Below are 26028 nucleotides of genomic sequence, written 5' to 3'. Positions count from 1 at the left end.
CGGAGTGACTAAGGGCTCATCCATCCGGCGGCGCTCCGCGCGCCGTGGGGCATAACTAAAACCGGTGGGACGCACGCGTTTTCGTAGGACTCCAGTGTATTTGATCGACAGTACTACCGCGCATTCGCCAGCAGCACGCCCGGTTTTCCTTGCAGGCCCTTCCGCCCGCGCGTAGCGCGTGGCGGGAAGGATGAGCCCTTTGTCACTAAGGCGGAATGTGCGAGGAGACGGATGCCCCGGAGCCGCTCCGATTTACAGGGCAGTGGTGGACTGCGTCACACTGGCGGTTTGAGCCGCTTTCTTTTGCCTACTTTTCTTTGCGGCTGCAAAGAAAAGTAGGTGCCGCCCCGCACAGGGGCAACACCAATATACCGACATGAAAACAAGGAAAGGCCAAATCACTAAAACCCGCACCAAATCCCACCAATAAAAATTTCAAAAAACCCCCACTTATACGACCGCTTGCTGCGAAACAGCAACCGCAACTTTCACGCGACTAACATAAGCCAGCGCCGCCAAACTAATCATCGCGGTAAGAATCAGCCAATATCCAGGAGCGCTCTTATCGCCGGTAGCGCTGAGCATCCAGGTAACGACAGCCGGCGTAAACCCACCAAACACGGTGACACCGATGTTATATCCGATAGACATGCCCGTAGCACGCGTAGCGGACGGAAAAATCTCTGCCATGAGCGCGGGCAGGGCACCGAAATATATCGACTTCAGGAGCGCCAGCCACGCGATCAGCACGAACAGCGGAAGCGCACTCGAATGACTAGTCGCCCACACGAAACCGGGATACGCGCTAGCGAGAAATAGCACCGCCACACAGGTCATCTGCGTGCGCCGCCCGATGCGATCAGACAAGTACCCCGCAAACGGCGTAACGACCGTAAGAATCACACCACCCGCCATAGTCGCCGCAAACCCGGTCGCCGCAGGCAAATGCAACTGCCGTATAGCAAAGGTCGGAATATACTGAAGCAGATAATTGACCGCCGTCGAAACGGTTATCAAACCGATAGCCGTGAGCACGAGCCGCTTTTGCTGGCCCAGCACTTCGCGCACGGGCGTTTCGGTGCGCGCGGCGCGCTTGAAGTCCTCGGCGTCCTCGATATAGCGGCGCAGATAGAGACCCACCGGACCAATCAGCAATCCGAAGAAAAACGGCAGGCGCCAGCCCCACGCCGCGAGATCGGCGCTCGGCATGAGACGCGCGAGGCCATAGCCGAACGAGGCTGCCAGCAGCGTCGCGAGGCCTTGCGTCGCGAACTGCCAGCTCGCGAGAAAACCGCGCCGGTGCGGGGCGTGCTCGATCAGCATGGCCGTGGACGCGCCGAACTCGCCGCCCGCCGAAAAGCCCTGGATGAGCCGCGCGGCGAATACCGCGAGCGGCGCGGCCACGCCAATGGCCGCGTAGTCGGGAACGAGCGCGATGATCGCCGTGCCGACCATCATGAGGCCCACCGAAGCCATCAGCGCAGCCTTGCGCCCGCGCCGGTCGGCATACGCGCCCAGCACCGCGCCGCCGATCGGCCGCACCAGATACGACGCGCCGAAGGTGCCGAACGTGAGCAGCATCGAAACGGTTTCGTTGACGGCCGGAAAGAAGTGCTTGCCGATGTACACCGCGAAGAACCCGTAAATGGCGATGTCGAACCATTCGAGTGCGTTGCCGGCGGAGGTGGCGATAACGAGCCTCACAAGGCTCACGGGTTGCTTTGCGGACATGGCGGCGTGCCTTATTGGAGAACGGCGTCGGTGGGCTGCGGGGCTTGTGTCTGTGCCTGCGAGTGCGTCGAGGCGAGGCGCGCGGCGTCCTCGCCCAAGTCCCACCAGAGTCCGGCCATCACGGCGAGCGCCTCGCGCGCGACGGAGCCGAGCAGGTGTTCGTTCGGCGCGTGCTGCGCGCAGGCCGGGTACGAGTGCGGCACCCAGAGCGTCGGCAGGCCGAGCGTGTACGCGAACACGTCGTTGGGCACCGTGCCGCCCAGGTTCGGCAGCAGCGCCGGCTTCTTGTCCGTGGACGCGCGCAGCGATTCGAGCGCCCAGTGCACCCAGGCGTCGTTGGGGTCGAGGCGCGTGGCCGCGGAAATCTGCGTGACGCGCACCTTCACGTCGTCGAAGCCGAGCCGCGCGAAATGCGCTTCCAGATGCTCGCCGGCGCTCCCGGCGTCCGTGCCCACCACGAAGCGCAGCTGGCAGGTCGCCTTGGCCGTCGGCGGAATCGCGTTGACGGGCGCATCGGGATTGCCGGCCTTGAACGCGAGCACTTCGAGCGTGTTCCAGGCGATCACGCGCTCGGTGGGCGTGAGGCCGGGCTCGCCCCAGTCCAGGTCGATCGCGGGCGCGTCCTCGTCGCCGCCGAGCACGATGTCGGCGAGCGCCTCGCGCACGCTCGCCGAAATGGGCGGCGGACGCAGGCCGTCCACGGCAATGGCGCCGCGCCGGTCGACGAGGCTCGCGATTGCGTGCGAGAGCACGATGGCCGGGTTGCGCAACGCGCCGCCCCAGTTGCCCGAGTGATGGGCCCCACGGCGCAAATCGACGAGCAGCTCGAACGCCACGCCGCCGCGCGAGCCGAGAAAGAGGGTGGGCCGCTCGGCCAGCACGCGCGGGCCGTCCGAGGCGATGAAGACGTCCGCCGCGAGCGCGTCGCGATGCGCGGCGCAGACTTCGTCGAGGCCCGGCGAACCGATTTCCTCGCCGGTTTCGAAGATCAGCTTCACGTTGTAGCCGAGCTTGCCGCCGCGCGCGTCGAGCACCGCGGCGAGCGCGGCGAAGTTCACGGAGTGCTGGCCCTTGTTGTCGGCGGTGCCGCGGCCGTACCAGCGGTCGCCTTCGACGGTGATGGTCCAGGGCGCGAGGCCCTCGCGCCACTGTTCGTCGTAGCCGCGCACGACGTCGCCATGACCATAGGTCAGCACGGTCGGCAGCGCCGGGTCCTCGATGCGCTCGGCGATCAGCAACGGCGCGCGCGCGGCCGCCGGATTCTCGACGATGCGGCTCGTGAAGCCGAGCGGCGCGAGTGAGGGCGTCACCTCGTCGGTGAGATAGGCGCGCACGGCGTCGGCCTGGGCGGGATTCTGGCTTTCCGTCCGAAAGCTCACGCGGCGCTGGAGATCGCCAAGAAACTGGCCTGAGTCGTAGACGCGCAGCGCGCGGTCGATGGCGGTCTGGCGCGACTCGGTCTGGCGCGACCCGGTCTGGCGCGACTCGGTTTGTCGGGTCTCGTTCAAAGTGGCTCCTCTCTTGCCTTCAGGCGGGAAATTGCAGGAAATGAAAGCAGTCTAGAAACGCCAAAAATTCGCAACAATTTCAAAATTTGCGGATACTATTGCCAAAATGGCAACGCAAAAACTGACGCCGGCGTACACCAAGCGGGCACTGAACGGATAAGCCGATGCTTCATGGAATCGCCTTGCGCTACTTCGTCGAGGTCGCGCGCACGGGGTCGCTGGCTGCGGCATCGGAGAACCTGCACGTCGCCGTCTCGGCAATCAGCCGGCAGATCACCAAGCTCGAGGAGGACGTGGGCACGGCGCTCTTCGAGCGCATGCCGCGCGGCATGGTGCTGACCGAATCGGGCGAGCGGCTCGCCGAGCACGCGCGGCGAGCGCTGCTCGAAGGCGACGCCGTGCTCGCCGAAATTGCCACGGCCAAGGCGCTCGGGCGCGGCATCGTGCGCATCGGCTGCACCGAGGGCTTCACGCGCTCGTTCCTGCCGCATGTGCTCGCGCGGCATCACGCCGGCGCGCCGCAGGTGCGTTTCGATCTGCGCTCGGGCACGCCTTCGCAGGTCGAGCAGTGGGTGGCCACGGGCGAGGTGGACCTGGGGCTGGCGTTTTCGAGCGGAGACCCGGCGAAGGTTCAGGTGGAATACAGCGCCGAGGCGCCGGTCTGCGCGCTGCTCGCCCCCGGGCACTCGCTGGCGCGGCGTGCGTCGCTCACGCTCGCGGATCTGCGCGACTATCCCGTCGCGCTGCTCGCGCGCGGCAATACCGCCCGCCAGTTGTTCGACGAATGCTGCGCGCGGCATGGCATCACGCTCGAGCCGATCCTCACGAGCAACAATTCGAGCGCGTTGCATGCGTTCGCGTCGCTGGCCGGCGCGATCACGCTCGGCAGCAAGCTCTCGCTTTCGGGTCTCGCGAACGATCTTTCGCTGGTCGCCAGGCGCTTCGACGAGCCGCTGCTCAACCAGCGCAACCTGTGCGTGATGACGATGCGCGAACGGCGGCTTTCGCGCCCGATCGAGCAAGTGCTGAGGGCCTTGATCGCGGAGATCGAACGCGCGTCGTGAAGGCGGCCTCGCTTGTGGCGGGCAACGCGGCCAGAGGCGTCAAGCCGTTGCGATCGGCGTCGATATCGATGCTTGATGATGGAGCCAGTCGCGCAGTTGCGCGACCGACCCGGGATGTTGAAGCTTGCGTGGAAACACGAGATAGAAACCGGCGCCCGTGCGCAATTCATCGTCGAAGACGCGCACGAGGCGCCCCGCCGCAACGTCCCGGGCGACAAACGCCCAATGCGCGAGCGCGATGCCTTGCCCTTCCAGCGCCGCGTCGATCGCCAACGAAGTTTGATTGAAGCGAATGTTCTTTTCCGCGGCCGACGGCAGGGGCTGATGGAGCTGCGCCAGAAACTGCGGCCAGAGATTGTGCGCGTCGTGCAGTAACGCGTGCCGCGCAACCATGCCGTTACTCTTTCGAGCGCCCGCAAGCGAGCGCGGAGCGGCCACGGCAATCAGAACGTCGTCGAACAATAGCTCGGCATTGAGTCCCGCCCCGAATGGCGGGTTGCCATAGCGCACCGCGAGATCGACGCCATCGGTCTGGAAATGCGCGAGCCGCTCCGTAGCCACGATGCGCAAATCGATTTCCGGGTGCGCCGCCGTGAAGCCCGGCAGCCGCGGGATGAGCCACTTGGCGGCAAACGTCGGGGTGACACTAATCGCGAGTCTCAGCGGTTGGGGCCGCAGCGCCTGCGTGGCCTCGACCAGCAGGTCGAATGCGCGGCGCACGCTCGCCGAATAGCTCTGCCCGTTTTCGGTTAGCGTGAGCCTGCGCGGCTGGCGCTCGAAGAGCTTGAGTCCGAGCGCCGTTTCGAGGCCGCGTATATGCTGGCCGACGGCTCCCTCCGTGACGCCCAGTTCCTCGGCGGCCCGGCGAAAGCTCAGGTGGCGGCTTGCCGCCTCGAAGGCGCGTAGCGCATTGAGCGACGGAAGCGGCTCGTTCGGATCTTTCATGCGATAGTTTTTCTACTGCGAACCGGGATGGAAACTGCGGCGCCGGGAGCGTGCGCCGATGCTATGCTATTTGCACCAGGCAGCACATTTTGCGGCATGTCCAAAGCGTCGCCAACATCCGGAGATTAACACCATGACAGTAGAAAAAGTGGCCGTTGTGACCGCAGGCGGGAGCGGCATGGGCGCTGCCGCCGCGCGGCGCCTCGCTGCCGACGGCTTCAAGATTGCGATTCTTTCGTCCTCGGGCAAAGGCGAAGCGCTTGCCGCGGAGCTCGGTGGCGTGGGGGTGACGGGCTCGAATCAGTCGAACGACGATCTTCGCAAGCTCGTCGACCTGACCGTGTCGCGCTGGGGCCGCATCGACGTGCTGGTGAACAGCGCCGGCCATGGTCCGCGGGGCCCGCTCCTCGAGATCTCCGACGAAGACTGGCATCGTGGCATGGACACCTACCTGATGAACGTGATTCGCCCGACCCGGCTCGTCGCGCCCATCATGCAGAAGCAGCAAGGCGGTGTGGTGATCAACATCTCCACCGCGTGGGCTTTCGAGCCGAGCGAGATGTTCCCCACCTCGGCCGTGTTCCGCGCCGGCCTGGCCTCGTACACCAAGCTCTTTGCGGATAACCAGGCCAAGCACAACATTCGCATGAACAACGTGTTGCCTGGCTGGATCGATAGCCTGCCAGCCCTGGAAGAGCGTCGCGAAAGCGTTCCGCTGCAGCGTTATGGAACCAGCGAGGAAATCGCGGCGACCATCTCCTTCCTGGCTTCCGATGGCGCGGCCTACATTACCGGCCAGAACATCCGCGTCGACGGTGGCGTCACCAAATCCGTCTGAGTCAGCGATGCGTGATGTGATCGACCGCGTCTGGTCCATGCTGAGTGCGGGCGCGAACGCGGCGGCAACGCGTTCGCCGTTCACCATGCTTCAGGCCGCAACCGTGGGTCTCGATGGCGGGCCCAAGGTGCGCACCATTGTTCTGCGCGGCGTCAGCCCGGAGGCGGGCTCGCTGATTTTTCATACCGACGTGCGCTCGGAGAAGGTCCTGGAGCTGGGCAAAGACCCACGAATCTCGCTACTCGGCTGTGACCTGGACGCGGGCATACAGATCCGGCTGGAAGGCGTCGCGCGGATGGTGGACAGCCTCGAGGAGAGGATGGCGCTCTGGAAGCTAAGCAGACCTCACAGCTTGATTGTCTACCGTGCGCAACTGGCGCCCGGCACGCCCATTGCCTCGCCGGAGGAGGCGCACACCGCGCCGGGCAACACGCCCGATTCAATGGCGGGCTTCGAGAATTTTTGCCTCGTCACGGTGGACGTGCAAAAAATCGACTATCTGGACTTGTCTCCCAACCGTCACGCGCGTGCGAAGTTTTGCCGCCAGGACGGTGCATGGCATGGCGGCTGGGTGACGCCCTAGGCGCGTGTGGCGCTGGATGCGAACGCACCGCGACGCACGTGGCTCTCTACCCGGGCCTGTTATTAGCGTGAACAGGCCCTAGGGCATCACTCGCTGGTTGTGCGCCTCGGCAAGCCGTTCGATGGTCTTGCGCGCCTTGTCGATCTCGCTGGTCTTGTCGAAGAAATAATGCGCGCCCGCCGCAAGGCAGGCCTCACGAAACGGCTGGCTCGATTGATTGGTCAGCACGACCATGACGACCGGCGGGCCGCGGCGCGCGAGCGCGTGCACCAGTTCGAGCCCGCTTCCTCCGGCCAGGCGCAAGTCCGTGATCACGACATCGGGGCGGCCCGCCGCGATGCCTCTGAGCGCCGCCGCGATCTCCTCGGCTTCGCCGACCACGCGGACCCCGGCAATCGTATGCAGCAGCGCCGTGATCCGGCGCCGCAGCGATGCCGAATCCTCGACGAGGAAGACCTTCAATTCTGCCGATAAGAGGTTCGCGTCCATGTGCCGAAGTATCGTTGCCGCCAGGGTGGACGGGAATCGGCCGGGGTTGAACTTCGGGTAGGGAAAACGGAAGTCGTGTAGGTGGATTCCTACGCGCTCAGACCGGGTCGCGTTCGGACCGGGACGCGTTCAAACGTCGTCGTGGTCGTCGAAGAGCTTGTGGCGCATGGCGTAGCGCACGAGCGCGGCCTCGTGCGGCAGGCGCATCTTCTCGAGGATGCGCGTCTTGTAGGTGCTGATGGTCTTCGCGCTCACACAGAGTTCCTGGGCGATTTCCGTGATGGTCTCGCCGGCGGCGATGCGGCGGAACACGTCGAATTCACGGTCGGAGAGGCGCTGGTGCGGCAGCGCGTCGACGGGCTCGTTCAGGCTCTGTGCGAACTGTTCGGCCATGGCGAGGCTCACGTAGACGCCGCCCGCCGCGACTTTGGTCACGGCCGACACCAGCTCGTTGCCGGCGCTTTCCTTCGTCAGGTAGCCCGACGCGCCGGCCTTGAACGCCCGCACTGCGTACTGCTGCTCGGCGTGCATGGTCAGCACGAGTATGCGCAACTCGGGCTTTTCTTCCTTGATTTGCTTGATCAGCTCGACGCCGTTGCGTCCCGGCATCGACAGATCGAGCAGCAGCACTTGCGCCGGTGTCGAGCGGATCAGCGCGATCGTGCTCACGCCGTCGCGTGCCTCGCCCGCCACGTCGAATCCGCTGGCGTTTTGCAGGATATGGCGCAGACCGTCGCGCACGAGCGCGTGGTCATCGGCGATCAAAACTTGGGTCATCAGTGTGCGTCCTCCAGCTGTACCGCTGGTTGTGGGTCAGTCATTGCGATGGTGCTGGCGCCGGCCGTGGCGAGCGCAACCGAATCGCGAGGCATAGGCCACAGGCGTCACGCGAAACAAGGGGCGGGCCGGTCCGGGCCAGCGTGGGCGGCTGCTAGCCGCCCGTTGGCTGCGGTTGGCCGCTGTTGCCGCTGTTGCCGCTGTTGCCAATCGGCAGTATGCAGGAGTTGCCATCGGCGTGCATCATCTGCTCAAATGCCTTTCTCCGGATTCTTTTCCAGGCACGAGCATGGGTCGCGATCGAGACGACGGCAACCAGATGTTTCTCTCGACCTTGCCCGCGGGGCGCAGCGAGCGACGGCTCGCGCTCACGGTGATCGTCGTGAGCCTCGCGCTGTTCGCCGCGTGCGTGCCGTTCGCCAGGCGTCCACTGCCGGTGGTGGGGGCGTTCATCCCGAGCTACGAAGCGGCGCTGGTGATGAACGACCTGATCACGGCCATGCTGCTGTTCGGCCAGTTCAATTCGTTGCGCTCGCGCGCGCTGCTCGCGCTCGGCAGCGGCTACCTGTTTACCGCCGGCATGACGATCGCGCATGGCCTCACGTTTCCGGGCCTGTTCGCGCCCGCCGGGCTGCTCGGCGCGGGCCCGCAGAGTACGGCGTGGCTCTACATGTTCTGGCACGCCGGGTTTCCCTTCTTTGTCGTGGCCTATGTGCTGCTCGGGCGCGAGCGCGGCGGCAACGCCTCGGGCGGCCTGCGCGGCGATGTTCCAAGGCGCTCCACACGCGCATCGATCGCATTTTGCGTGGTGGCCGTGACGGCGATCGTCTGCGGGCTGACGGCTTTGGCCACGGTGGGCAAGGCGCTGCTTCCCGATCTGCTCGAGAACGGCCGCTTCACCTGGGGCTACCGCTACGTGATCGGCGCCGTTTGGCTGGCGAGCCCGGTCGCGTTTGCCATGCTGTGGCGGCACGGCAAGCGCTCGGCGCTCGATATGTGGCTGATGGTCGTGATGACGGCATGGATGATCGACATCGCGCTCGCCGCGATGCTCAATCATGGCCGCTTCGATCTCGGGTTTTATGCGGGACGCATATATGGCCTGCTGGCGGCGAGCTTCGTGCTGATCGTGCTGCTGGTCGAGAGCGGCACGCTCTATGCGCGGCTCGTCGCGCTCACGCGCAGGGACATGCGCGAGCGCATGCGCGTGAAGGAGCTCGAGCATCTGGGACATCTCTCGGCCGGCATCCAGGCCGCTCGCGAGGAAGAGCAAAAGCGCATCGCGCGCGAGCTGCACGACGATCTCGGGCAGCGGCTGACCGCCCTCAAGATCGATCTGACGATGCTCGAAGGCGATCTCGACGGCCGCACGATGGCGCCGGCATTGCGCGGGCGGGCGCGCTCGATGATGACGCTGATCGACGAGACCGTGCGGTCGGTGCGGCACATCGCGGCGGGGCTACGCCCGACCGTGCTCGACGACCTCGGGCTCGTGCCGGCGCTCGAGTGGCTCGCCGGCGATTTCGAAAGCCGCAATGGCATCGTGGTGGACCTGCACATCGATATCGGCGACCTGTACTTCGATTCGGCGGCCGCCACCGCCGTCTACCGGATCGTCCAGGAGGCGCTGACCAACATCGCGAGGCACGCGGAGGCCACCGAAGTCGAGGTCGAGGTGGTGCTGGATGGCGAGGCGTGCCGGGTGAGGGTGGCGGACAACGGGCGCGGGACGGCGGCGAGCGCGATGCGCAAGGAGCAGTCGTTCGGGTTGCTCGGCATTCGCGAGCGCGTGCGGCAATTGAGCGGCGCCGTGTCGGTCGACACCGCGCCGGGCGAGGGGTTTCGCTTGTCGGTCAGCTTGCCGGTGAGTGCGCTCAATCGAGAGGAATCGGCGTAGGGCGGGGCGGTATTTCGGACCGGGTTTCAACCAGCGCTTCAGTTTCAGTTTGAGTTTCAGCCTCCTCACTTGCGCCATCCGCGCCGCAAGATGCGGCGGGCGCCTCTTTGCCTTTTGCGCGCTTGCCCGCGCGCGAAGGCGGCTGGCAGATCGCGCAGACTTTGCCATCCGGTGCGTCATATTTGTGGATGACGAATTTGCCGGCACAGCGCCGGCAGGCCGTCAACTGCAGCAATCCGCCTTTGAAGAAGCGCACGAGCGTCCAGGCGCGCGTCAAATCGAGCTGCATCTCGAGTTTGTTGTGCGCACAGTGCTCGCGGTACAGACGGAATCCCTTGGTGAGCGCGTCCAGATGCGAGCAGCCCGCCTGGTCCTTGAGAAACACGTAGGTGTTGTAGAACAGCGATGCGTGGATATTGGCCTGCCAGGTCATGTACCAGTCGGCGGACGACGGCAACATGCCCTTCGGCGGCGACTCCCCCTTGATCTCGTGGTACAGCCGGATCAGCCGGTCGCGCGGCAGCGCGAGCTCGCTTTCGAGCACCTGCATGCGTGCGCCGAGTTCGATCAGCGCGCTCGCGCGCACGACTTCGCGTGCGTCGTCGATGATGCTGTTCCTGGACATGGCGGGTCCCGCTCCGTTCAGGCGAACTGTTCGGCGGGCTGACCCGCGAGCAGCACGGCGGCATGCGTTTGCGCGATATTCACGTGCTTCGCGGGCGTCGCCAGCACCGACAGCATCTGATGGTCGTTGATCCTGAAGAAGCACAGCAACTGATTGCACGCAGCGAGCTTGACGATCTGGGCCAGCGTCAGGCTGGACAGCAGATCGGCCACTTGCTCGGACAGGCCCAGCCGGAACATGCCCGCCGGGCGGTCCTCGCGAAGCAGGCGCTGCGCAAGTGCGAGGTAGGACAGGTTCAGTTCCTGAATCGATTCCAGCGTTTCAGTGCTTTGCATGATGTTCCCCCGTTCAAGGGCTACGTCGCTACGTCCTGACAACTGGCTTTCGCAGTCGAGGCGCCCGTTGGTTACCAAACGTTTGCTTTGCCGGTGCCGTTTTGTCAGCAGCCGCCGCGCATGTCGGCGACGCCCTGTGCGATCAGGTTCGTGGCCAGTTCGCGCAGCAGATGCTGCGTCAGCGCGCCTGCGCCACCGTGGGCGAGGCGGAGCAGTTCGATCAGGTCTTGTGCGATGAGGCTCATGGGCGTCTCCAGCAGGCGGCGTCGGGGCTGGGGCGCCCAACGACTCGTGTGCCGCTCTGGTGACGGAAGTATTGCTTTGGCGGGGGGTAAGGAAAATCAGCGCTCAGCGAACTTGCTGTAGTCGCAACAGCAGGGTTGTCAGCGTTTTCCTACAGAGATCGAGGACTTCCTCTTCACGCTGCGCTCATGGACGCAACGCCGAATCACGGCGTCCAGCGATAAACGGTGATGCTGTTGGAATTTTGCTGTTGGCCTTTCCTTGGTTTCATGTCGGTCTATTAGTGTTACCCCTGTGCGGGGCGGCACCTACTTTTCTTTGCAGCGGCAAAGAAAAGTAGGCAAAAGAAAGCCGCTCACACCACCAGTGTGACGCAGTCCACCACTCGACTTATATCGGAGCGGCTCCGGAGCGTCTGTCATCACTCGTCGTCACCCGGAGTGACTAAGGGCTCATCCATCCGGCGGCGCTCCGCGCGCCGTCGGGCATAACCAAAACCAGTGGTGTGCACATGTTTTCGTAGGACTCCGGCATATTCACCCGGCGGCACTCCCGCGCATTCGCCGGCAGCAAGCTCGGTTTTCCATGCAGACCCTTCCGCCCGCGCGTAGCGCGCGGCGGGAAGGATGAGCCCCTTATCACTAAGGCGGAGTGTGCGAGGAGACGGATGCCCCGGAGCCGCTCCGATTAATAGGGCAGTGGGGGACCGCGTCACACTGGCGGTTTGAGCCGCTTTCTTTTGCCTACTTTTCTTTGCGGCTGCAAAGAAAAGTAGGTGCCGCCCCGCACAGGGGCAACACCAATATACCGACATGAAAACAAGGAAATGCCAACACCAAACCGAATCACGACAAAAACTGAGAAATCAAAATTCAAAAGCACTCACTAATATCGACCGAATAAATCAATCGAAAAATGAAAAGAAATTCGATTCATATAGCGAGACGCACAAACATGCCCCGTCCACATTGCTTCACATAATGGTTTCCAGCAGATCCGTCGCGCTCAACATGCCTCAACCGCCGTGCCCGCCGGCCGACGGCGCGACCAGATCGAGAATCGATCCATCATGCTTGATCGTCGAGAGCACGATGCTCGAATTGATCGACATGACGCCGCTCGTGCGATGCAGCTTGTGAATCACGAAATCCGAATAGTGCTCGAGATCGCGCGTGCGCACGACGAGCACGTAATTGGACGCCCCGGTAATGACCTGCGCGGACACCACCTCCGGCCATTCCCGGATCGCCTCGACGAACTTGTCGTGCCACTCGGGCGCGTCGGGCCGCATCGACACGTGCACGAGCGCCTCGAACGCAACGCCGAGGTTCTTCGGCGAAAGCGTGCAGCGGTAGCCCTCGATCACGCCGCGCTCCTCCAGCAGCTTCACGCGCCGCAGACAGGCGGATGGCGACAGCGCAACCGCGTTCGCGAGATCCTGGTTGCTGATGCGGCCGTCCTGCTCGAGCTGCCGAAGGATGCGCATGTCGGTCCGGTCAAGGTTCATGTTGAAGATTCCCTGGTTTCTGGTCGAAATTGCCGCAGACTCTACTGCAAATCAGTGGATTTGTCTTCGAAATATGAAGCTCATTCTATTTCGTCCTCGATAACATGCGGTCCAACATGATTGCATCGACAATAACCATCTGGAGGCGCACTTGAGACTGAGACCCCATCTTCTGAGTGCCGGATGCTGGGCGCGCAAAACGCACGCGCGCCCAGCCTGATTCGCCACGACTACCGAATTCGAACGAGGTCTCACACTTATGCATTCAGAAGGACAATTCCAGCAGATCGCCGCGCGCGAGCAGGGGCTGCGCCGCACGCTTTCCGCGCGACAGATGGCGATGATCGCGATCGGCGGGGCGATCGGCACCGGGCTATTTCTCGGCTCCGGATTCGCGATCGGCTTTGCGGGGCCGAGCGTGCTCGTGAGCTACGCGATCGGCGCGTTCATCTCGCTGCTGCTGATGGGCTGCCTGGCCGAGATGACGGTCGCGCATCCTACCTCCGGCTCGTTCGGCGCCTATGCCGAATACTATGTGAGCCCGTGGGCGGGCTTTCTCGTGCGCTACGCGTACTGGGCGTGCATCGTGCTCGCGGTCGGCACCGAGGTCACCGCGATCGCTCTGTACATGAAGTACTGGTTTCCGGCGGTGCCGGGCTGGATCTGGATCGTCGGCTTTTCGTCGCTGCTCGTGTTCGTCAACGCGCGCAGCGTGGATACGTTCGGCTCGGTCGAGTACGGCTTCTCGGTCGTGAAGATCGCCGCGATCATCGCCTTCATCGCGCTCGGCGCGTATGTCGTGTTCGTGAATCCGGAGCTCGTCGGCAGCGAAGCGAACGGTGGCGCGGCAGGATTTCACCACTACTTCTCGCACGGCGGCTTCTTTCCGAAGGGCATGTGGGGGATGTGGGTTGCGGTGATCGTGTCGATCTTCAGCTATTTGAGCATCGAGATGATCGCGGTCGCGGCCGGCGAAGCCGAGGACCCGCAGCGCGCCGTCACGCGTGCATTCCGCTCGACTATCGTGCGGCTCGTGCTGTTCTATCTGGTCACGCTTGCGCTGATGCTCGCGATCGTGCCGTGGACCGCCGCGGGGCGCGACGAAAGCCCGTTCGTGAAAGTGATGGAGGCGATCCATCTGCCGGCCGCGGCCGGTGTGATCAACTTCGTTGTGCTGATCGCCGCGTTGTCGGCGATGAACAGCCAGCTCTATATCACGACGCGGATGATGTTCAGCCTGTCGCGCGCCGGCCATGCGCCACGCGTGCTCGGCGAGGTGAATGCGCGCGGGATTCCGCTGGGCGCGCTGATGCTCTCGACGCTCGGCATCGCACTGGCGACTGTGCTGAGCGTGCTGTATCCCGACGCGTCGTTCACGATCATGATGTCGGTGTCGATGTTCGGCGCACTGTTCACGTGGATGATGATCTTCGTGACGCATTACTTCTTCCGGCGCCGCTGGAACGCGAGCGGGCAACGCGCGCCCGCGTTCCGCATGCGCGGCTTCCCGGTGCTGACGCTGCTTGGCGCGGCGCTGATGCTCGCAGTCACGGTGACGACGTTCTTCACGCCCGAGTTCCATATGACGCTGATCTTTGGCGTGCCGTTCCTGATCGCGCTGAGCGTGGTGTATGCCGTGTGGTATCGGCGTCCGGTGATGCAGGCGGACGTGAGTGCTGTCGAATAAAGCAAAAGGCAAAAGCGTCACCGGACAGTACATTCGGCGACAGCGCGTCTCCACACCGTCATACTATGGCCCTAAGCTGTCCAGGCGATCCGCTCGCTGCTCCAGGAAGCTTTGATCCATGACCCGCAATGACGCGTTCGAGCCATTTTCCGCCACAGCGGCGCCGCACGTGGCTGCTGATACTGCCGAGTATCGTCGTCATCGTCCTGGCCGCCGCGGTGCTGGCCGGCTGGCTGATTTTGCGCGCCAGCCTGCCGCAACTGGACGGCACGCATACCGCGCCGCTGTCCGCCACGGTGACGATCGGGCGCGACGCGCTCGGCGTGCCGACGGTGCAAGGCCGCACGCGTGACGACGTCGCGTATGCGATCGGTTTCGTTCACGCGCAGGACCGCTTCTTTCAGATGGATCTGCTGCGCCGGGTCGCCGCCGGCGAGATGGGCGGGCTCATCGGCCCGGCGGCGCTTCCACTGGACCGGCGCGACCGGCCGTTGCGTTTTCGCGAGCACGCGCAGGCGGCGCTCGCCGCGTTGCCTGCGGACCAGCGGCAACTGATCGAGCGCTACACGGCGGGCGTCAATGACGGCCTGCGCTCGCTGCGCGCGCGGCCGTTCGAATACTGGCTGCTGCGCACGCGGCCGGTGCCGTGGCGTGCGGAGGACACGCTGCTGGTCGTCTACGCGATGTACTTCGATCTTCAATACGACCAGGTGACGCGTGTGCTGTCGCGCGCGGCGCTGCGCGATCGCGTGCGGCCCGATCGTGGGCCGCCCGATCGCGGTTCGCCGGATCGCGTGCAGCCCGATCGCGTGCCGCCCGATCGTGGGCCGCCCGATCTGCTCGCGTTCCTGCTGCCGGCGACGAGCCATTGGGACGCCCCGCTCGACGGGCCGGGCGCATCTGCACCGCTGCCTGCCGCGCTGCCTGCGCCGCCGCCATGGCTGCGCGCGATGCCGTCCGCCACCCGCGGCGAAGCGGTGGCCGAGGGGCTGCCTGGCGCCGTGCCCGGTTTCGTCGACGCAGGGAGTGCGCTCAACGCAATGGTCGGCAGCAACGGCTTCGCGGTCGACGGCGCGCATAGTGCGCACGGCGGCGCGCTGGTCGCGAACGACATGCACCTCGGCCTGTCGCTGCCGAACATCTGGTATCGGGTGTCGCTGGTCTATCCTGCGCCCGCGCCCGATGGCAGCACGCGGCGTATCACCGGCGTCAGTTTGCCGGGGGAGCCGCTCGTGGTGGCCGGCAGCAATGGCCACGTCGCGTGGGCGTTCACGAACAGCTACGGCCGCTTCGTCGATCTGATCGAGCTGCAACGCGACCCGGCCGACCCGCTGCGCTACCGTGTCCACGGCGGCCTTGACCACGGCGGCCTTGACCATGAAGGCCGTGGAGACGGCGGCGGATGGGAGAGGGCGCAGCTGATCCACGAGCGTCTCGACGTGAACGGCGGCGCGAGCGTCGACCTGCCGGTCGTGCAAACCCGCTGGGGGCCGCAGATCGTGGTCGGCCCGCATGCGTATGCCGTGCATTGGGTCGCGCAGGACCGGGAGGCGGTCAACATGAACCTCGTGCGGCTCGAAGGCGCCACGAATGTCGCCGACGCGTTGCATGCCGCGCAGACCTTTGGCCTGCCGACGCAGAACTTCACGGTGGCCGATGCGCAAGGCCATATCGGCTGGACGCTTGCCGGGCCGCTGCCGCGCTTTGCCGATGCAGATGCAGATGCAGATGCAGATGCGAGCCCGGCGGCGCCTGCCAGCTTGCCGTTCAGCTCCGACACGTATATCGGTTGGCAGGGGTATTGGTCAGCCGATGCGTATCCGGTGCGCGTCGATCCGCCGGCTGGCCGCATCTGGAGCGCGAACAACCGGACCTTGCCGCTCGCCGAGGCGACGCGCATCGGCGATGCCGGCACCGATCTCGGCGCACGCGCGACGCAGATTCGCAACGATCTGCTGGCGCTGCCGCATGCGAGCGAGCGCGACCTGCTTGCGGTGCAGACCGACGACCGCGCCTTCTGGATCGAATACTGGCGGCGCGTCGCGCTCGACGCACTCGATGCGCAAGCGCTCGGCGGTCATCCCGAGCGCGTGGAATTCCGCCGGCTCGTCGAAAGCTGGAACGGCCGTGCGGATGCGGATGCGGTCGGCTATCGGCTGGTGCGCGCGTTTTACTTCTCGCTGTACGACGCATGGTTCGGCGCGCTCGACGAGCAGATGGCCGCTGTTGCGCCGGGACTCGGCTATCGCGCGGCCAACACGCGTTACGAAGCGACGATGGAGACGCTCGCCGGGCATCACGCCTGGATTCCCGGCGGCTTCGCGGACTGGCGCGCGTTCGTGCTGGAACGGATCGACTACTCGATCGCCCAGTTGCCGAAGGGCACGAAGCTCGCCGATGCGCGCTGGGGTGAGCGTAATCGCTCGGCGATCGCGCATCCGTTCGCGCGGCTCCTGCCGCCGTGGCTACCGTGGGCACGCGGCTGGCTCAGCGCGCCGCGCGATCCGCTGCCGGGCGACATCAACATGCCGCGCGTGCAGTCGCCGGCGTTCGGCGCGTCCGAGCGGTTTGCGGTGTCGCCGGGGCGCGAGCAGGACGGCATCTTCGAGATGCCGGGCGGGCAGTCGGGCAATCCCCTGTCGCCGTACTTCATTGCGGGGCACGAATCCTGGGTCCGCGGCGACGCGGCACCGTTCCTGCCGGGCACTGCCGTTCATATGCTGACGCTCACCGCGGCCGATGCGCACTAGCACCTTGTAATTCGGCAGGCGCTCGCGTCCAGATTCCACAATGCAAAACGATGTCGCGTATGCCAGAAAAATCTGCCGCGACGCAACATGCAGACGTTGCGTATCGTTGAGTGGCATTGCACATTGTGATATGTGCATTTTATGTCATTGAATTTTAATTATTTTTTATCGCTGATCCGGCGACGGATCGGGGGCCACGGCCATCACTTATCTCGATACTCTCTTTCCATGGGGAACACAGACGGAGGCTCGCAATGCTCCGGCTCGCAAGGTCTACGCGTTCCGACAATTTTTTCAAACCTGTGGAGAGACGAGATGTTGCACGTTTATATCGAACCGGTGCCGAAGGGTCAGTGGGGGCCAATCGACGGATACCGCATTGAAACTCAGGATGGGACCAAGCTTTCTGGCGAACTGCTTCGCTCCGAGAGACTGGCGGTGAGTGAGGCCAAGCTGCACGGCTACGTGCCGTTGCTTGCGACGGTGCGCATACCGGACAAGGCGGTCGCCGAGCACTGGACGCCCGCCGACAAAGCACTCGTCACTGCCTGACTTTCGATGTGGCCACTATTTGCAGCGCGCACTTCCCGCCTGCGCATGCGGGAAGTGCGGGTGCAAACAGCCACGGTGGCCTGAAGAGAATCCTTTCTCGCGCCCTCGAATTGAATCCTGCGTTCGCATCGCCGTGCGGCGTCTATATTGGCCTTGTCCAGAGTGCGCGCAATGTCCTGCACGTTCCGGATCGAGTACTGGTGACGGATTGCGTGGCTGCCGTCGCGCAGCGTCACGTGTCTGTCGCAAACAAACACGAAGACCCCATCCTCAAACCGCCACAGGCTGCTCCCGATCCCGCTGATGATCCGCCGCGATAAACATATACATCGCGGGCACGACAAACAGCGTAAACAACGTGCCAATCGACAGTCCCGTAAAAATCACCAGCCCCATCGCATTGCGGCCCGCCGCACCCGCTCCCGATGCAATCACGAGCGGCAGCACGCCGAGCACCATCGAGGCCGTCGTCATCAGGATCGGCCGCAAGCGCACACCGGCCGCTTCTTCCAGCGCTTCACGCTTGCCGCGCCCCGCGCGCTGCAGTTCATTGGCGAACTGCACGATCAGAATTCCGTGCTTGCTCACCAGTCCCATCAGCGTGACCAGACCCACCTGTGTGTAGATGTTGAGCGTCGAGAGCCCCACGTTGATGAAAATGAGCGCGCCAAATAGCGCCATCGGCACCGACACCAGAATCACGACAGGATCGCGAAAGCTCTCGAACTGCGCGGCGAGCGCGAGAAATACGATGATCGTCGCGAACATCAGCGTGATCACGAAGCCGCCAGATTCCTGCACGAACTGGCGCGACAGGCCCGAATAGTCGATGGAATAGCCGGTCGGCGCGGCCTGCGCGGTGGCCTGGCGCAAGAAGTCGAGCACTTCGCCTTGCGAGATGCCCGGCGCGACCACGCCGGAAATCGTCGCGGAGTTCAACTGCTGGAAGTGATTGATCGACTCGGGCACGACGGTCTCTTTCAGATGCGTGACGGTGGATGCCGGCATCACGCTGCCATCGGGCGTGCGCAAGTAGTAATCGAGGACTTGCGACGGGTTCAGACGATCCGTTTGCAGCACCTGCGGAATCACCTTGTATGAGCGGCCCGCAATCGAAAAGTAATTGACGTAGTTGCCGCCGAGCGCCGCGCCCAGCGCCTGCCCGACGTCGCTTTGCGACAGGCCCAGCGAGGCGACCTTGTCGCGGTCGACGAGCAGCACGCTTTCCGGCTTGTCGATCTTCAGGTCGCTGTCGACGAAGAAGAACATGCCGCTTTCGCGCGCTTTCTGCAGCACGGCTTGCGAGACTTCGTTGAGGTTCTCGAACGGCTCCGTCGTGCTGATGATGAATTGCACGGGCAAGCCCTGCGCGCCCGGCAGCGGCGGAAACTGAAACGCGGCCACGCGCGCGCCCGCAATGCCATTCCATTTCTGCTGCAATTCCTGCTGCAGTTGGGTCGCGCCTCTCTTGCGCTTGTCCCACGTCTTGAAGAGCACGCCGCCGATGCCCTGGTTGAGCGTCGGCGCGCCCGTCAGCTGGAACATCTGCGCATACTCGGGCAACTGCTTCGAAATCTCGAACACCTGGTCCGCGTATGTCTGCATTTGCTGGATCGTCGCGTTCGGCGGACCTTGTATCTGCGAGAGCACGATGCCCTGGTCTTCCTGGGGCGCCAGCTCCGATTTCGACGTCATGAACAGATAGACCGTGCCGGCCAGCAGGAGCGCGCCCATCACGATGAACACGGGCCACGTGTCGAGCATCGAATGCAGAAGGCGCCCATAGCCGCGATGCACGCGCTCGAACTGCCGGTCGACGAAGCGCGCGAAGCGGCCCGATTCCTGATCCGTGCGGAAAAAGCGCGAGCACATCATCGGCGACAGACTCAGCGCAATCACGCCCGATACGGCGACGGCGCCCGCCAGCGTGAACGCGAACTCGGTGAAGAGCGCGCCCGTCAAGCCGCCCTGAAAGCCGATCGGCAGATACACGGCAATCAGCACGACGGTCATCGCGAGAATGGGCCCGCCGAGCTCGCGCGCCGCGATCAGCGCGGCTTCGAAAGGCCGCTTGCCTTCTTCCTTCATATGCCGGTCGACGTTCTCGACGACGATGATCGCGTCATCGACGACGAGCCCGATGGCCAGCACGAGCGCGAGCAGCGTCAGCAGATTGATCGAATAGCCGAGCAGCTGCATCACGAAGAACGTGCCGATCAGCGACAGCGGCATCGCGATCACGGGCACGATCACCGCGCGGAAACTGCCGAGGAAAAGGAAGATCACGGCCGTCACGATCAGCAGCGCTTCGACGAGCGTCTTCACCACTTCCACGATGGCCGTATTGATGAAGTCGGTCGCGTCATAGACGATGTCGCCGGTCATCCCGGTCGGGAACTGCTTCTGCAAGTCCGGAAAGACCGCTTTCACGCGCTTCGCGACGTCGAGCACGTTCGCATCCGGCGCGACCTTGATGCCGATGAACACCGAGCGTTTGCCACTGAACGCGACGTTGAAGTCGTAGTTGTCCGCGCCGAGCACGACATTGGCGACATCTTCGAGGCGCACGATCGAGCCGTTCTTCTGCGTGACGACCAGCTTCTTGAAGTCGTCGACGGAATGCAGGTCGGTGCCAGCATTCAGATCGACGCTGATCATCTGGCCTTTGGTCGTGCCGAGCGTGGCGAGATAGTTATTGTTGCCGAGTGCCGTAAACACATCGGAGGCCGTAACGTTGTGGGCGGCCAGCTTGTTCGAATCGAGCCATGCACGCAGCGCGAACTGCCGGCCGCCGAGAATTTCCGCCGTCTGCACGCCCTGGATCGAATCGAGCTTCGGCTTCACGACGCGCAGCAGATAGTCGGTGACGTTGTTGCTCGGCAGCACGTCGCTGTAGAAGCCCATGTACATCGCGTCGGTGGTTTGACCCACTTGCACGGTCAGCACCGGCTGCTGCGCCTGCGGCGGCAACTGGTTGCGCACCGAGGCGATCTGCGTGTTGATCTCCGTGAGCGCGCGGTTGGAGTCGTAGTTCAGGCGCAGCGTCGCGGTGATCGTCGAGACGCCCGTGCTGCTACTCGACGACATATAGTCGATGCCCTGCGCTTGCGCGATCGCGGCTTCGAGCGGCTGCGTGATGAAGCCCGCCATCGTGTCGGCGCTCGCGCCATAGTACGCAGTGCTGATCGTGACGACGCCGTTTTCGGTTTGCGGATATTCGCTGACCTTGAGCGCCGAAAGCGAGCGCAAGCCGAGCACGAGAATCAGCAGACTCACCACCGATGCGAGCACCGGACGTTCAATGAAGAGATCGGTGAATTTCATCGGGCGGCCTCTTACTGTTCCTGAGGCATCGGATTCGGGTTGTCGGCGGGCAGCACGCGGTTGTCGATCACGAGCGACGTGCCGTTCTTCAGTTTCAGTTGCCCACTCGTCACGACCTGCGTGCCTTCGCTGATGCCCTTGAGAATCGCGACTTGATCGCCGCGCGTCGGCCCCGGCGTCACGAACACCTGCTGCGCGATGGGCATCGTGTTGCCATGGGCATCCTTGCGCGTGCCCGGTTTGACGACGAACACCGTCGCGCCATACGGGTTATACGTGATCGCCGTTTGCGGCAAGGTCAGGTAGCGCTGCACGCTGCCCGCGTCGATCTTCACGTTCGCGTACATGCCGGGCAGCAGCTTGCGCTCGCGGTTGTCGACGCTCGCTTCGATCTGCACGTTGCGCGTCGTGCTGTCGACGCGTGGATTGATCGTGCGGATCTTGCCGTCGAACGTGCGATTGCTGAACGCGTTCGTATCGACGACGACCACCTGGCCGACCCGCAATTGCCCGAGTTGCTGTTGCGGCAGATTGAAGTCGGCGTAGAGCGTGTCGATCGCCTGCAACGTGACGATGGCATCGCCCGGATTGAGGTACTGGCCCGGATTGACGGTCGTGATGCCGACGCGGCCCGCAAAGGGCGCGCGGATCGTTTTCTTGTCGACGAGCGCGGCCTGTTGATCGACCTGGGCGCGCTTGCTCTTGAGGTCGGCCGCGTCGGCGTCGAGTTGCGCCTTCGCGATGGCCTGAATGCCGTATTGCGCCGTATCGCGCTTGTAGACGGTTTGCGCGAGGTCCGCCGCGGCTTTCAGCGACGCAAGCAGCGCGCGGTCGGAATCGTCGTTCAGGCGCACGAGGACCTGGCCCGCTTTCACTTCCTGCCCCGAATTGAACGTGATTTCGCGCACGAGCCCGGCCACTTCCGTCGTCACGTCGACGCCGCGCACCGCGCGCAGGCTGCCCACGGCGGCAAGCTGCGGCTGCCACGTCTGATAGCCCGCGACCGCGGCCGTGACAGTGGCGGGCGGCGCGGCGTTGCTCGCCATGAACTTTTTGATCATGTGCGCCCTGAACAGATTGAAGCCGATCAGAGCGCCGAGCAGTACGCACACGCAGACCAGCGTGATGATCATCCGCTTTGCCATCGGTTTTTTAGTCATCGTCGTGTCCTTGCGCGGCAAACAGGTGAGGCATACATTCGTCCGGCGGCGCTGCTATCGTTTCGCATGTGACGCGCGGCTACTGCGTGTGGAATCGCGGCGCGTGGACTCACTGCGCTTGGGCGGCTCGCGAGGCGGGCGCCGCCAGGGCACCCTGGCCGGTCGTCGTGTCGTTCCACCAGCCGCCGCCAAGCGCCTGAAACAGCGCTGCCGTGTCCGCGTAGCGCGCGGCTTGCGCTTGTGCGAGATTGACGACGCTCTGCTGGAACTGGCGCTGCGCATCGAGCAGCGCCAGGTAGCTGACGCCGCCGACGCGAAACTGGCCGCGCGTCAGATCGAGCGAATCGCGCGCGGCGCGCCATGCTTGCGTTTGCGCGGACAGGCCCGTTGCATCGTGCTCGAGCGCGCGCAGCGTATCGGCGACGTTCTGGAACGCGAGCAACACCGTCTGCCGATATTGCGCGTTGGCCTGATCGAATGCCGCTTGCGCCGCGCGTTTTTGCGCGCTCAGCTGGCCGCCATGGAAGATTGGCTGCGTGATGCCGGCGCCGATGCTCCAGATCATGTCCGCAGACTTGAGCAGACCGGCTGGGGTCAGCGCTTGCGGGCCGTAGCTCGCGGAGAGCGTGAGCTGCGGATACATGTTTGCCGTCGCCACGCCGACCTGGGCGCTGGCCTGATGCAGCGTGGCGTCGGCGGCGAGAATGTCGGGACGCTGCCTGACGAGCGACGAAGGCACGCTGACGGGCAAGGTCTGCGGCAGCGTGAACATCGACAGCCTGAATTCGGGCACACCCGTATCGCTCGGCGGCTTGCCCGCGAGCACGGCCAGCTGGTGGCGCGTCTGGTCGAGCGACTGGCGCAGCGGCGGCAAGCTCGCGCGCGTCTGCGCGACCAGTGTTTCCTGCGCCAGCACGGCCGTGCGGCTCACGCCGCCAAGCTCGAGTTGCTTGCGCAGCACGCCGAGTTGCGCGTCTTCGTCGTCGGCGATGCGCTCGGTCGCTTCGATCTGCTCGCGCAGCGACGCTTCCTTGACAGCCGCCGTCACGATATTCGCCGACAACGCGAGATACGTCGCTTGCAACTGAAAGCCCTGGTAGTCGACCTGTGAGCGCAGCGATTCGATCTGGCGTTTTTCGCCGCCGAACACATCGAGGTTGTACGACACGTTCACCGACGCGTTATAGAGGTTCAGCACCTCCGTCAGCCCCGGTTCGCCGAACGTGACGCCGTTGAACTTTTCTCGCGTCGCATTGGCCGTCGCATTGACGGAGGGATACAGCGTGCTGCCTACCTGCGCGCGCAGATTTTCGCTGGCCTGCCTGAGCGCCGCTTGCGCCGCGGCGACATTGGGACTGTTGGCGAGCGCCTCGCGGATCAGCGCATCGAGCGGCTCGCAATGAAAGAGCGTCCACCATTGCGCGGGAATGTCCTGGCCGGCTTCGAACCGTTGGGGGACGCCCGCTGCGCCCGGCGACGACGCCGTTTGTTCGGGCAGCGGCGTGGGGGTGTAGGTGTCGGTCGCGGGCGGGGCGGGCGTGCGGTAATCGGGGCCGACTGTGCAGCCGGAAAGCGAGCCGAGCAGGGCGATCAGGACAGCGATCGATTTATTCGTTGCGTACACAACGAAATCCCGCATAGACATACTGATAGTGCGGCTGAAACCAGTTGCGGAACGTCGGGCGTATCATGCAGGCCGCAGTGCGGGCGGAGCCGCCTTTCATCGAATAATGCTGTCCGTCGAAAAAATTCGCCGAATAGCCTTCGTAGAAGGGAAACGGCTCGAATCCGGGCAGGGGGCCGAATAGCGTCGACGTCCATTCCCAGCCGTTGCCGTATAGCCCCTCCACGCCCCACGTGCTGGCGCTGTCCGGCGTCGCGTCCACGGCGACGGGGTTCCAGCGCCGGAAGTCGAAGTTGTCGGTGGCGCCCGGCAACGCGCCGTGTGCCGCGCGCTGCCATTCGGCCTCGGTCGGCAAGCGCGCACCGCGCCAGCGCGCGAAGGCGCTGGCTTCCGCGTGACTCACATAGACCGGCCACGCGAGCGGTAGCGCAATGTCCTCGAACATCGTGCGCAGGCGCCAGCCGCCTGCGTCACGCAGCCAGAAGACCGGATGCTCGATGCCTTCGGCTTCCTTCCACGCCCAATTGGCGTCGTCCCAAAGGTCCTTGCGCCGATAGCCGCCGTCGGCCATGAAATCGAGCCAGGCGCCGTTGGTCACCATGTAGCGGTCGATCTCGAACGCCTCGACCGCCACTTGTTCCTCGCCGAACTCGTTGTCCCAGCCAAAGACGCCGCGCTCGTGCGTCATGCCGAGCTCGGTGCGCCCGGCCGGCACGCTGACCGTCGACGGCGTCGCCAAATACAGATGGTCGGCGAATTCGCGTGCTCCGGCGGGCGCGAGCTTCTGCGCAAACGGCAACTGGTGGAGCATGTAGGCGAGCGTCTCGACGTGCATCAGGCGATGCTCGATGGCCACATTCAGCAATTGCGCGGCGGCGCCGAGCGGCGAAGCGCCGGGCGGCAGGTCGAGCGCGGCGAGTTGCGCGTCGATGCGCGCACGGGTGTCGCGCGCATAGTTGCGGATTTCATCGAGGCGCGGCCAGTCGGCCGGCGTATCGGTGGGCAGCGCGCCGTCGACGGGGTCGATGCCGAACGCGAACAAGTGGTCGAGCCGCGGGGCGGCGGATGGCAGATCGAAGAGCCGCTTGTCGAAGAGATTGCGGTCGAACGCCTCTAGATGGCCGATGTAGAACACGATGCGATGACGCTCGCGGATCGGGCGCTCGTAGAGGCATTCGGGCTTGACGATCGCGAAGAGCGCGTCGCTGGCGGCACGGGCGTGGCCAAGGCGTGCGGCGAGCGTGGGAGAGGGCGGGAGCTGCATTGCGGCGAGTCTCCTGACTTGAGCGGTGAACAAGACTTTACCGCTGCGCAGGAGTCGTGCCAACGTGTCGCAGCCCGACGCGCGCACCGCCGTTCAGGGGTGAAGGGGGTGCGAACGAGGGAGGCTAATGGGGACGCACTTGAACGCGTGCCGCCCGCAGGGGCGGCACGCATGGGGCACTTCGCTTACAGGTGCCGCAGGCCATCGATGTCGATAATGCGGATGAGCTTGCCCTGCGTGTCGATCAGACCACGTTTTTGAAATCTTGACAGGGTGCGGCTGACCGTTTCGAGCGTCATGCCGAGATAGCTGCCCATGTCCTCGCGCGTCATGCGCAGATTGAACTCCGCGTGCGAGTAGCCGCGCTGTCCGTTGCGCTCGGAGACGTCGAGCAGGAAGGCCGCCACGCGCTCGTCGGCGGAAAGCGAGCCCAGCACCATCATCTGCGACGACTCGCGGATGAGCTGCTCGCTCATGAGCCGGTGCAGGCGGTCCTGCATGGCGCCGGTCTCGCGGCACAGGTGCTTGAGCGCCGAGTAGGGGATGATGCACACCGAGCTGTCTTCGAGCGCCACGGCACTGCAGGTGTGGAAGTCGGTGCTGATGCCGTCGATGCCGAGCGGGTCGCCGGCGAGGCGCAGGCCCGTGACCTGCTCGCGGCCGTCGCGGTGCGCCATGACGGTCTTCAGCGATCCGGAGCGCACGGCGTAGAGCGTATCGAACGGGTCGCCGGCGCGATAGAGCGCTTCGCCGCGCCGCACGCTGCGTGCGTTGCAGATGAGCGCTTCGAGCTTGGGCAAATCGTCGAGCGCGAGTCCCTGAGGCATGCACAAATGCCGCATTGCACAAGTCGAGCAGCGCGCGGTGGTGCGCGGGCTTGTCGCGGCGTTGCGGGTAGCACGGCGCACGGTGGAGTGGGATACGACGGTAGGGGTCAGCATGGCTTGCTCCTGTAATCGAATTTTGGAGCATTGTCACACCGCGTTTAAATCTTAAAATGGCGGCAAAACGCCACGCATTTGAGATGAACCCGCTTGAGCCTTGTCAGAAGCCGGTTTCGCGGCAAGTGATCGTGCTCAAGCGGGTTCAAAAAGATTTGAATTGGAGCGTTATCTCGTAATTCGC

The 26028-nt window shown here is 64.4% G+C and carries 21 protein-coding genes; 7 read left to right on the top strand and 14 right to left on the bottom strand.

The features are described from left to right. Positions 1 to 450: 450 nt before the first annotated feature. Together EYW47_RS34330 and EYW47_RS34325 are read right to left on the bottom strand one after the other, a co-directional pair. Positions 451 to 1731: an MFS transporter gene (locus EYW47_RS34330; protein WP_133199258.1), complete on the bottom strand. Its 1281-nt coding sequence runs from the start codon at positions 1729 to 1731 to the stop codon at positions 451 to 453. Between the two features lie 11 nt (positions 1732 to 1742). Continuing rightward, positions 1743 to 3239, bottom strand: a complete 1497-nt coding sequence (locus tag EYW47_RS34325; RefSeq protein ID WP_133199257.1) for a M20 family metallopeptidase — start codon at positions 3237 to 3239, stop codon at positions 1743 to 1745. Between the two features lie 164 nt (positions 3240 to 3403). Between EYW47_RS34325 and EYW47_RS34320 the strand changes: the two genes are divergently transcribed. Next, positions 3404 to 4303, top strand: a complete 900-nt coding sequence (locus EYW47_RS34320) for a LysR family transcriptional regulator (RefSeq protein WP_133199256.1) — start codon at positions 3404 to 3406, stop codon at positions 4301 to 4303. Positions 4304 to 4342: 39 nt separating this feature from the next. Here EYW47_RS34320 and gcvA read toward each other — a convergent pair whose 3' ends face one another. Then, a complete protein-coding gene (gene gcvA, locus EYW47_RS34315; protein WP_133199255.1) occupies positions 4343 to 5248 on the bottom strand; it encodes a transcriptional regulator GcvA in 906 nt (301 codons plus the stop codon). A 133-nt stretch (positions 5249 to 5381) separates the two neighbouring features. On the opposite strand from gcvA, the gene EYW47_RS34310 reads away from it, so the two are divergent. Then, complete coding sequence (locus tag EYW47_RS34310) at positions 5382 to 6086, top strand: SDR family oxidoreductase (protein WP_133199254.1); 705 nt, start codon at positions 5382 to 5384, stop codon at positions 6084 to 6086. A 7-nt stretch (positions 6087 to 6093) separates the two neighbouring features. Further along, entirely contained in the window at positions 6094 to 6669 is a 576-nt protein-coding gene (locus EYW47_RS34305) for a pyridoxamine 5'-phosphate oxidase family protein (protein WP_133199253.1), read from the top strand. Positions 6670 to 6747: 78 nt separating this feature from the next. Here the strand turns inward: EYW47_RS34305 and EYW47_RS34300 are convergent, their stop codons facing one another. Both EYW47_RS34300 and EYW47_RS34295 read right to left on the bottom strand, forming a co-directional pair. After that, the gene (locus tag EYW47_RS34300) at positions 6748 to 7158 is read right to left on the bottom strand and encodes a response regulator (protein WP_133199252.1); all 411 of its coding nucleotides are present in this window, start codon (positions 7156 to 7158) and stop codon (positions 6748 to 6750) included. Between the two features lie 129 nt (positions 7159 to 7287). After that, a complete protein-coding gene (locus tag EYW47_RS34295; protein ID WP_133199251.1) occupies positions 7288 to 7935 on the bottom strand; it encodes a response regulator in 648 nt (215 codons plus the stop codon). A gap of 289 nt (positions 7936 to 8224) precedes the next feature. Here EYW47_RS34295 and EYW47_RS34290 point away from each other — a divergent pair, with 289 nt between their 5' ends. Beyond that, complete coding sequence (locus EYW47_RS34290) at positions 8225 to 9832, top strand: sensor histidine kinase (RefSeq protein ID WP_133199250.1); 1608 nt, start codon at positions 8225 to 8227, stop codon at positions 9830 to 9832. On the opposite strand, the gene flhC is transcribed toward EYW47_RS34290, so the two are convergent. The 4 genes from flhC to EYW47_RS34270 form a co-directional block, all read right to left on the bottom strand. Then, a complete protein-coding gene (flhC, locus tag EYW47_RS34285; protein ID WP_133199249.1) occupies positions 9810 to 10457 on the bottom strand; it encodes a flagellar transcriptional regulator FlhC in 648 nt (215 codons plus the stop codon). The genes EYW47_RS34290 and flhC overlap by 23 nt on opposite strands. Before the next feature lie 17 nt (positions 10458 to 10474). Continuing rightward, positions 10475 to 10795 (bottom strand): flagellar transcriptional regulator FlhD, encoded by a 321-nt coding sequence (flhD, locus tag EYW47_RS34280; RefSeq protein WP_205710202.1) that lies wholly within the window; start codon positions 10793 to 10795, stop codon positions 10475 to 10477. Positions 10796 to 10896: 101 nt separating this feature from the next. Then, a complete protein-coding gene (locus EYW47_RS34275) occupies positions 10897 to 11037 on the bottom strand; it encodes a hypothetical protein (protein WP_133199247.1) in 141 nt (46 codons plus the stop codon). A gap of 1013 nt (positions 11038 to 12050) precedes the next feature. Next, entirely contained in the window at positions 12051 to 12542 is a 492-nt protein-coding gene (locus EYW47_RS34270) for an Lrp/AsnC family transcriptional regulator (RefSeq protein ID WP_165976753.1), read from the bottom strand. A 259-nt stretch (positions 12543 to 12801) separates the two neighbouring features. On the opposite strand from EYW47_RS34270, the gene EYW47_RS34265 reads away from it, so the two are divergent. The 3 genes from EYW47_RS34265 (at position 12802) to EYW47_RS34255 (ending at position 17531) form a co-directional block, all read left to right on the top strand. Further along, positions 12802 to 14229, top strand: coding sequence for an amino acid permease (locus EYW47_RS34265; RefSeq protein ID WP_133199246.1), 1428 nt, complete (start codon positions 12802 to 12804; stop codon positions 14227 to 14229). A gap of 128 nt (positions 14230 to 14357) precedes the next feature. After that, a complete protein-coding gene (locus EYW47_RS34260; RefSeq protein ID WP_133199245.1) occupies positions 14358 to 16979 on the top strand; it encodes a penicillin acylase family protein in 2622 nt (873 codons plus the stop codon). Positions 16980 to 17294: 315 nt separating this feature from the next. Continuing rightward, entirely contained in the window at positions 17295 to 17531 is a 237-nt protein-coding gene (locus tag EYW47_RS34255; protein ID WP_133199264.1) for a hypothetical protein, read from the top strand. Positions 17532 to 17801: 270 nt separating this feature from the next. On the opposite strand, the gene EYW47_RS34245 is transcribed toward EYW47_RS34255, so the two are convergent. The 5 genes from EYW47_RS34245 to EYW47_RS34225 all read right to left on the bottom strand — a co-directional run bounded on the left by EYW47_RS34245 (position 17802) and on the right by EYW47_RS34225 (position 25844). Continuing rightward, entirely contained in the window at positions 17802 to 20855 is a 3054-nt protein-coding gene (locus EYW47_RS34245) for an efflux RND transporter permease subunit (RefSeq protein WP_133199243.1), read from the bottom strand. An 11-nt stretch (positions 20856 to 20866) separates the two neighbouring features. Then, a complete protein-coding gene (locus EYW47_RS34240; protein ID WP_133199242.1) occupies positions 20867 to 22015 on the bottom strand; it encodes an efflux RND transporter periplasmic adaptor subunit in 1149 nt (382 codons plus the stop codon). 109 nt (positions 22016 to 22124) lie between these two features. Continuing rightward, positions 22125 to 23660, bottom strand: coding sequence for an efflux transporter outer membrane subunit (locus EYW47_RS34235; protein WP_377785314.1), 1536 nt, complete (start codon positions 23658 to 23660; stop codon positions 22125 to 22127). Beyond that, positions 23623 to 24903 (bottom strand): SUMF1/EgtB/PvdO family nonheme iron enzyme, encoded by a 1281-nt coding sequence (locus EYW47_RS34230; protein WP_133199241.1) that lies wholly within the window; start codon positions 24901 to 24903, stop codon positions 23623 to 23625. Before EYW47_RS34230 ends, EYW47_RS34235 begins: the two co-directional genes overlap by 38 nt. A gap of 185 nt (positions 24904 to 25088) precedes the next feature. Further along, the gene (locus EYW47_RS34225; RefSeq protein WP_133199240.1) at positions 25089 to 25844 is read right to left on the bottom strand and encodes a helix-turn-helix domain-containing protein; all 756 of its coding nucleotides are present in this window, start codon (positions 25842 to 25844) and stop codon (positions 25089 to 25091) included. Positions 25845 to 26028: the final 184 nt, after the last annotated feature.

It is taken from the genome of Paraburkholderia silviterrae (assembly GCF_004353915.1).
GTDB lineage: Bacteria > Pseudomonadota > Gammaproteobacteria > Burkholderiales > Burkholderiaceae > Paraburkholderia > Paraburkholderia silviterrae.
Note: the sequence above shows the minus strand (reverse complement) of the source record. Positions and strands in the feature narration are given on the sequence as shown.

Bases quoted from the DNA above. Each gene is read 5' to 3' on its own strand.
- EYW47_RS34330 (WP_133199258.1), bottom strand. From the start codon at position 1,731: ATGTCCGCAAAGCAACCCGTGAGCCTTGTGAGGCTCGTTATCGCCACC.
- EYW47_RS34320 (WP_133199256.1), top strand. From the start codon at position 3,404: ATGCTTCATGGAATCGCCTTGCGCTACTTCGTCGAGGTCGCGCGCACG.
- gcvA (WP_133199255.1), bottom strand. From the start codon at position 5,248: ATGAAAGATCCGAACGAGCCGCTTCCGTCGCTCAATGCGCTACGCGCC.
- EYW47_RS34310 (WP_133199254.1), top strand. From the start codon at position 5,382: ATGACAGTAGAAAAAGTGGCCGTTGTGACCGCAGGCGGGAGCGGCATG.
- EYW47_RS34305 (WP_133199253.1), top strand. From the start codon at position 6,094: ATGCGTGATGTGATCGACCGCGTCTGGTCCATGCTGAGTGCGGGCGCG.
- EYW47_RS34300 (WP_133199252.1), bottom strand. From the start codon at position 7,158: ATGGACGCGAACCTCTTATCGGCAGAATTGAAGGTCTTCCTCGTCGAG.
- EYW47_RS34295 (WP_133199251.1), bottom strand. From the start codon at position 7,935: ATGACCCAAGTTTTGATCGCCGATGACCACGCGCTCGTGCGCGACGGT.
- EYW47_RS34290 (WP_133199250.1), top strand. From the start codon at position 8,225: ATGGGTCGCGATCGAGACGACGGCAACCAGATGTTTCTCTCGACCTTG.
- flhC (WP_133199249.1), bottom strand. From the start codon at position 10,457: ATGTCCAGGAACAGCATCATCGACGACGCACGCGAAGTCGTGCGCGCG.
- EYW47_RS34275 (WP_133199247.1), bottom strand. From the start codon at position 11,037: ATGAGCCTCATCGCACAAGACCTGATCGAACTGCTCCGCCTCGCCCAC.
- EYW47_RS34270 (WP_165976753.1), bottom strand. From the start codon at position 12,542: ATGAACCTTGACCGGACCGACATGCGCATCCTTCGGCAGCTCGAGCAG.
- EYW47_RS34265 (WP_133199246.1), top strand. From the start codon at position 12,802: ATGCATTCAGAAGGACAATTCCAGCAGATCGCCGCGCGCGAGCAGGGG.
- EYW47_RS34260 (WP_133199245.1), top strand. From the start codon at position 14,358: ATGACGCGTTCGAGCCATTTTCCGCCACAGCGGCGCCGCACGTGGCTG.
- EYW47_RS34255 (WP_133199264.1), top strand. From the start codon at position 17,295: ATGTTGCACGTTTATATCGAACCGGTGCCGAAGGGTCAGTGGGGGCCA.
- EYW47_RS34245 (WP_133199243.1), bottom strand. From the start codon at position 20,855: ATGAAATTCACCGATCTCTTCATTGAACGTCCGGTGCTCGCATCGGTG.
- EYW47_RS34240 (WP_133199242.1), bottom strand. From the start codon at position 22,015: ATGACTAAAAAACCGATGGCAAAGCGGATGATCATCACGCTGGTCTGC.
- EYW47_RS34235 (WP_377785314.1), bottom strand. From the start codon at position 23,660: ATGTCTATGCGGGATTTCGTTGTGTACGCAACGAATAAATCGATCGCT.
- EYW47_RS34230 (WP_133199241.1), bottom strand. From the start codon at position 24,903: ATGCAGCTCCCGCCCTCTCCCACGCTCGCCGCACGCCTTGGCCACGCC.
- EYW47_RS34225 (WP_133199240.1), bottom strand. From the start codon at position 25,844: ATGCTGACCCCTACCGTCGTATCCCACTCCACCGTGCGCCGTGCTACC.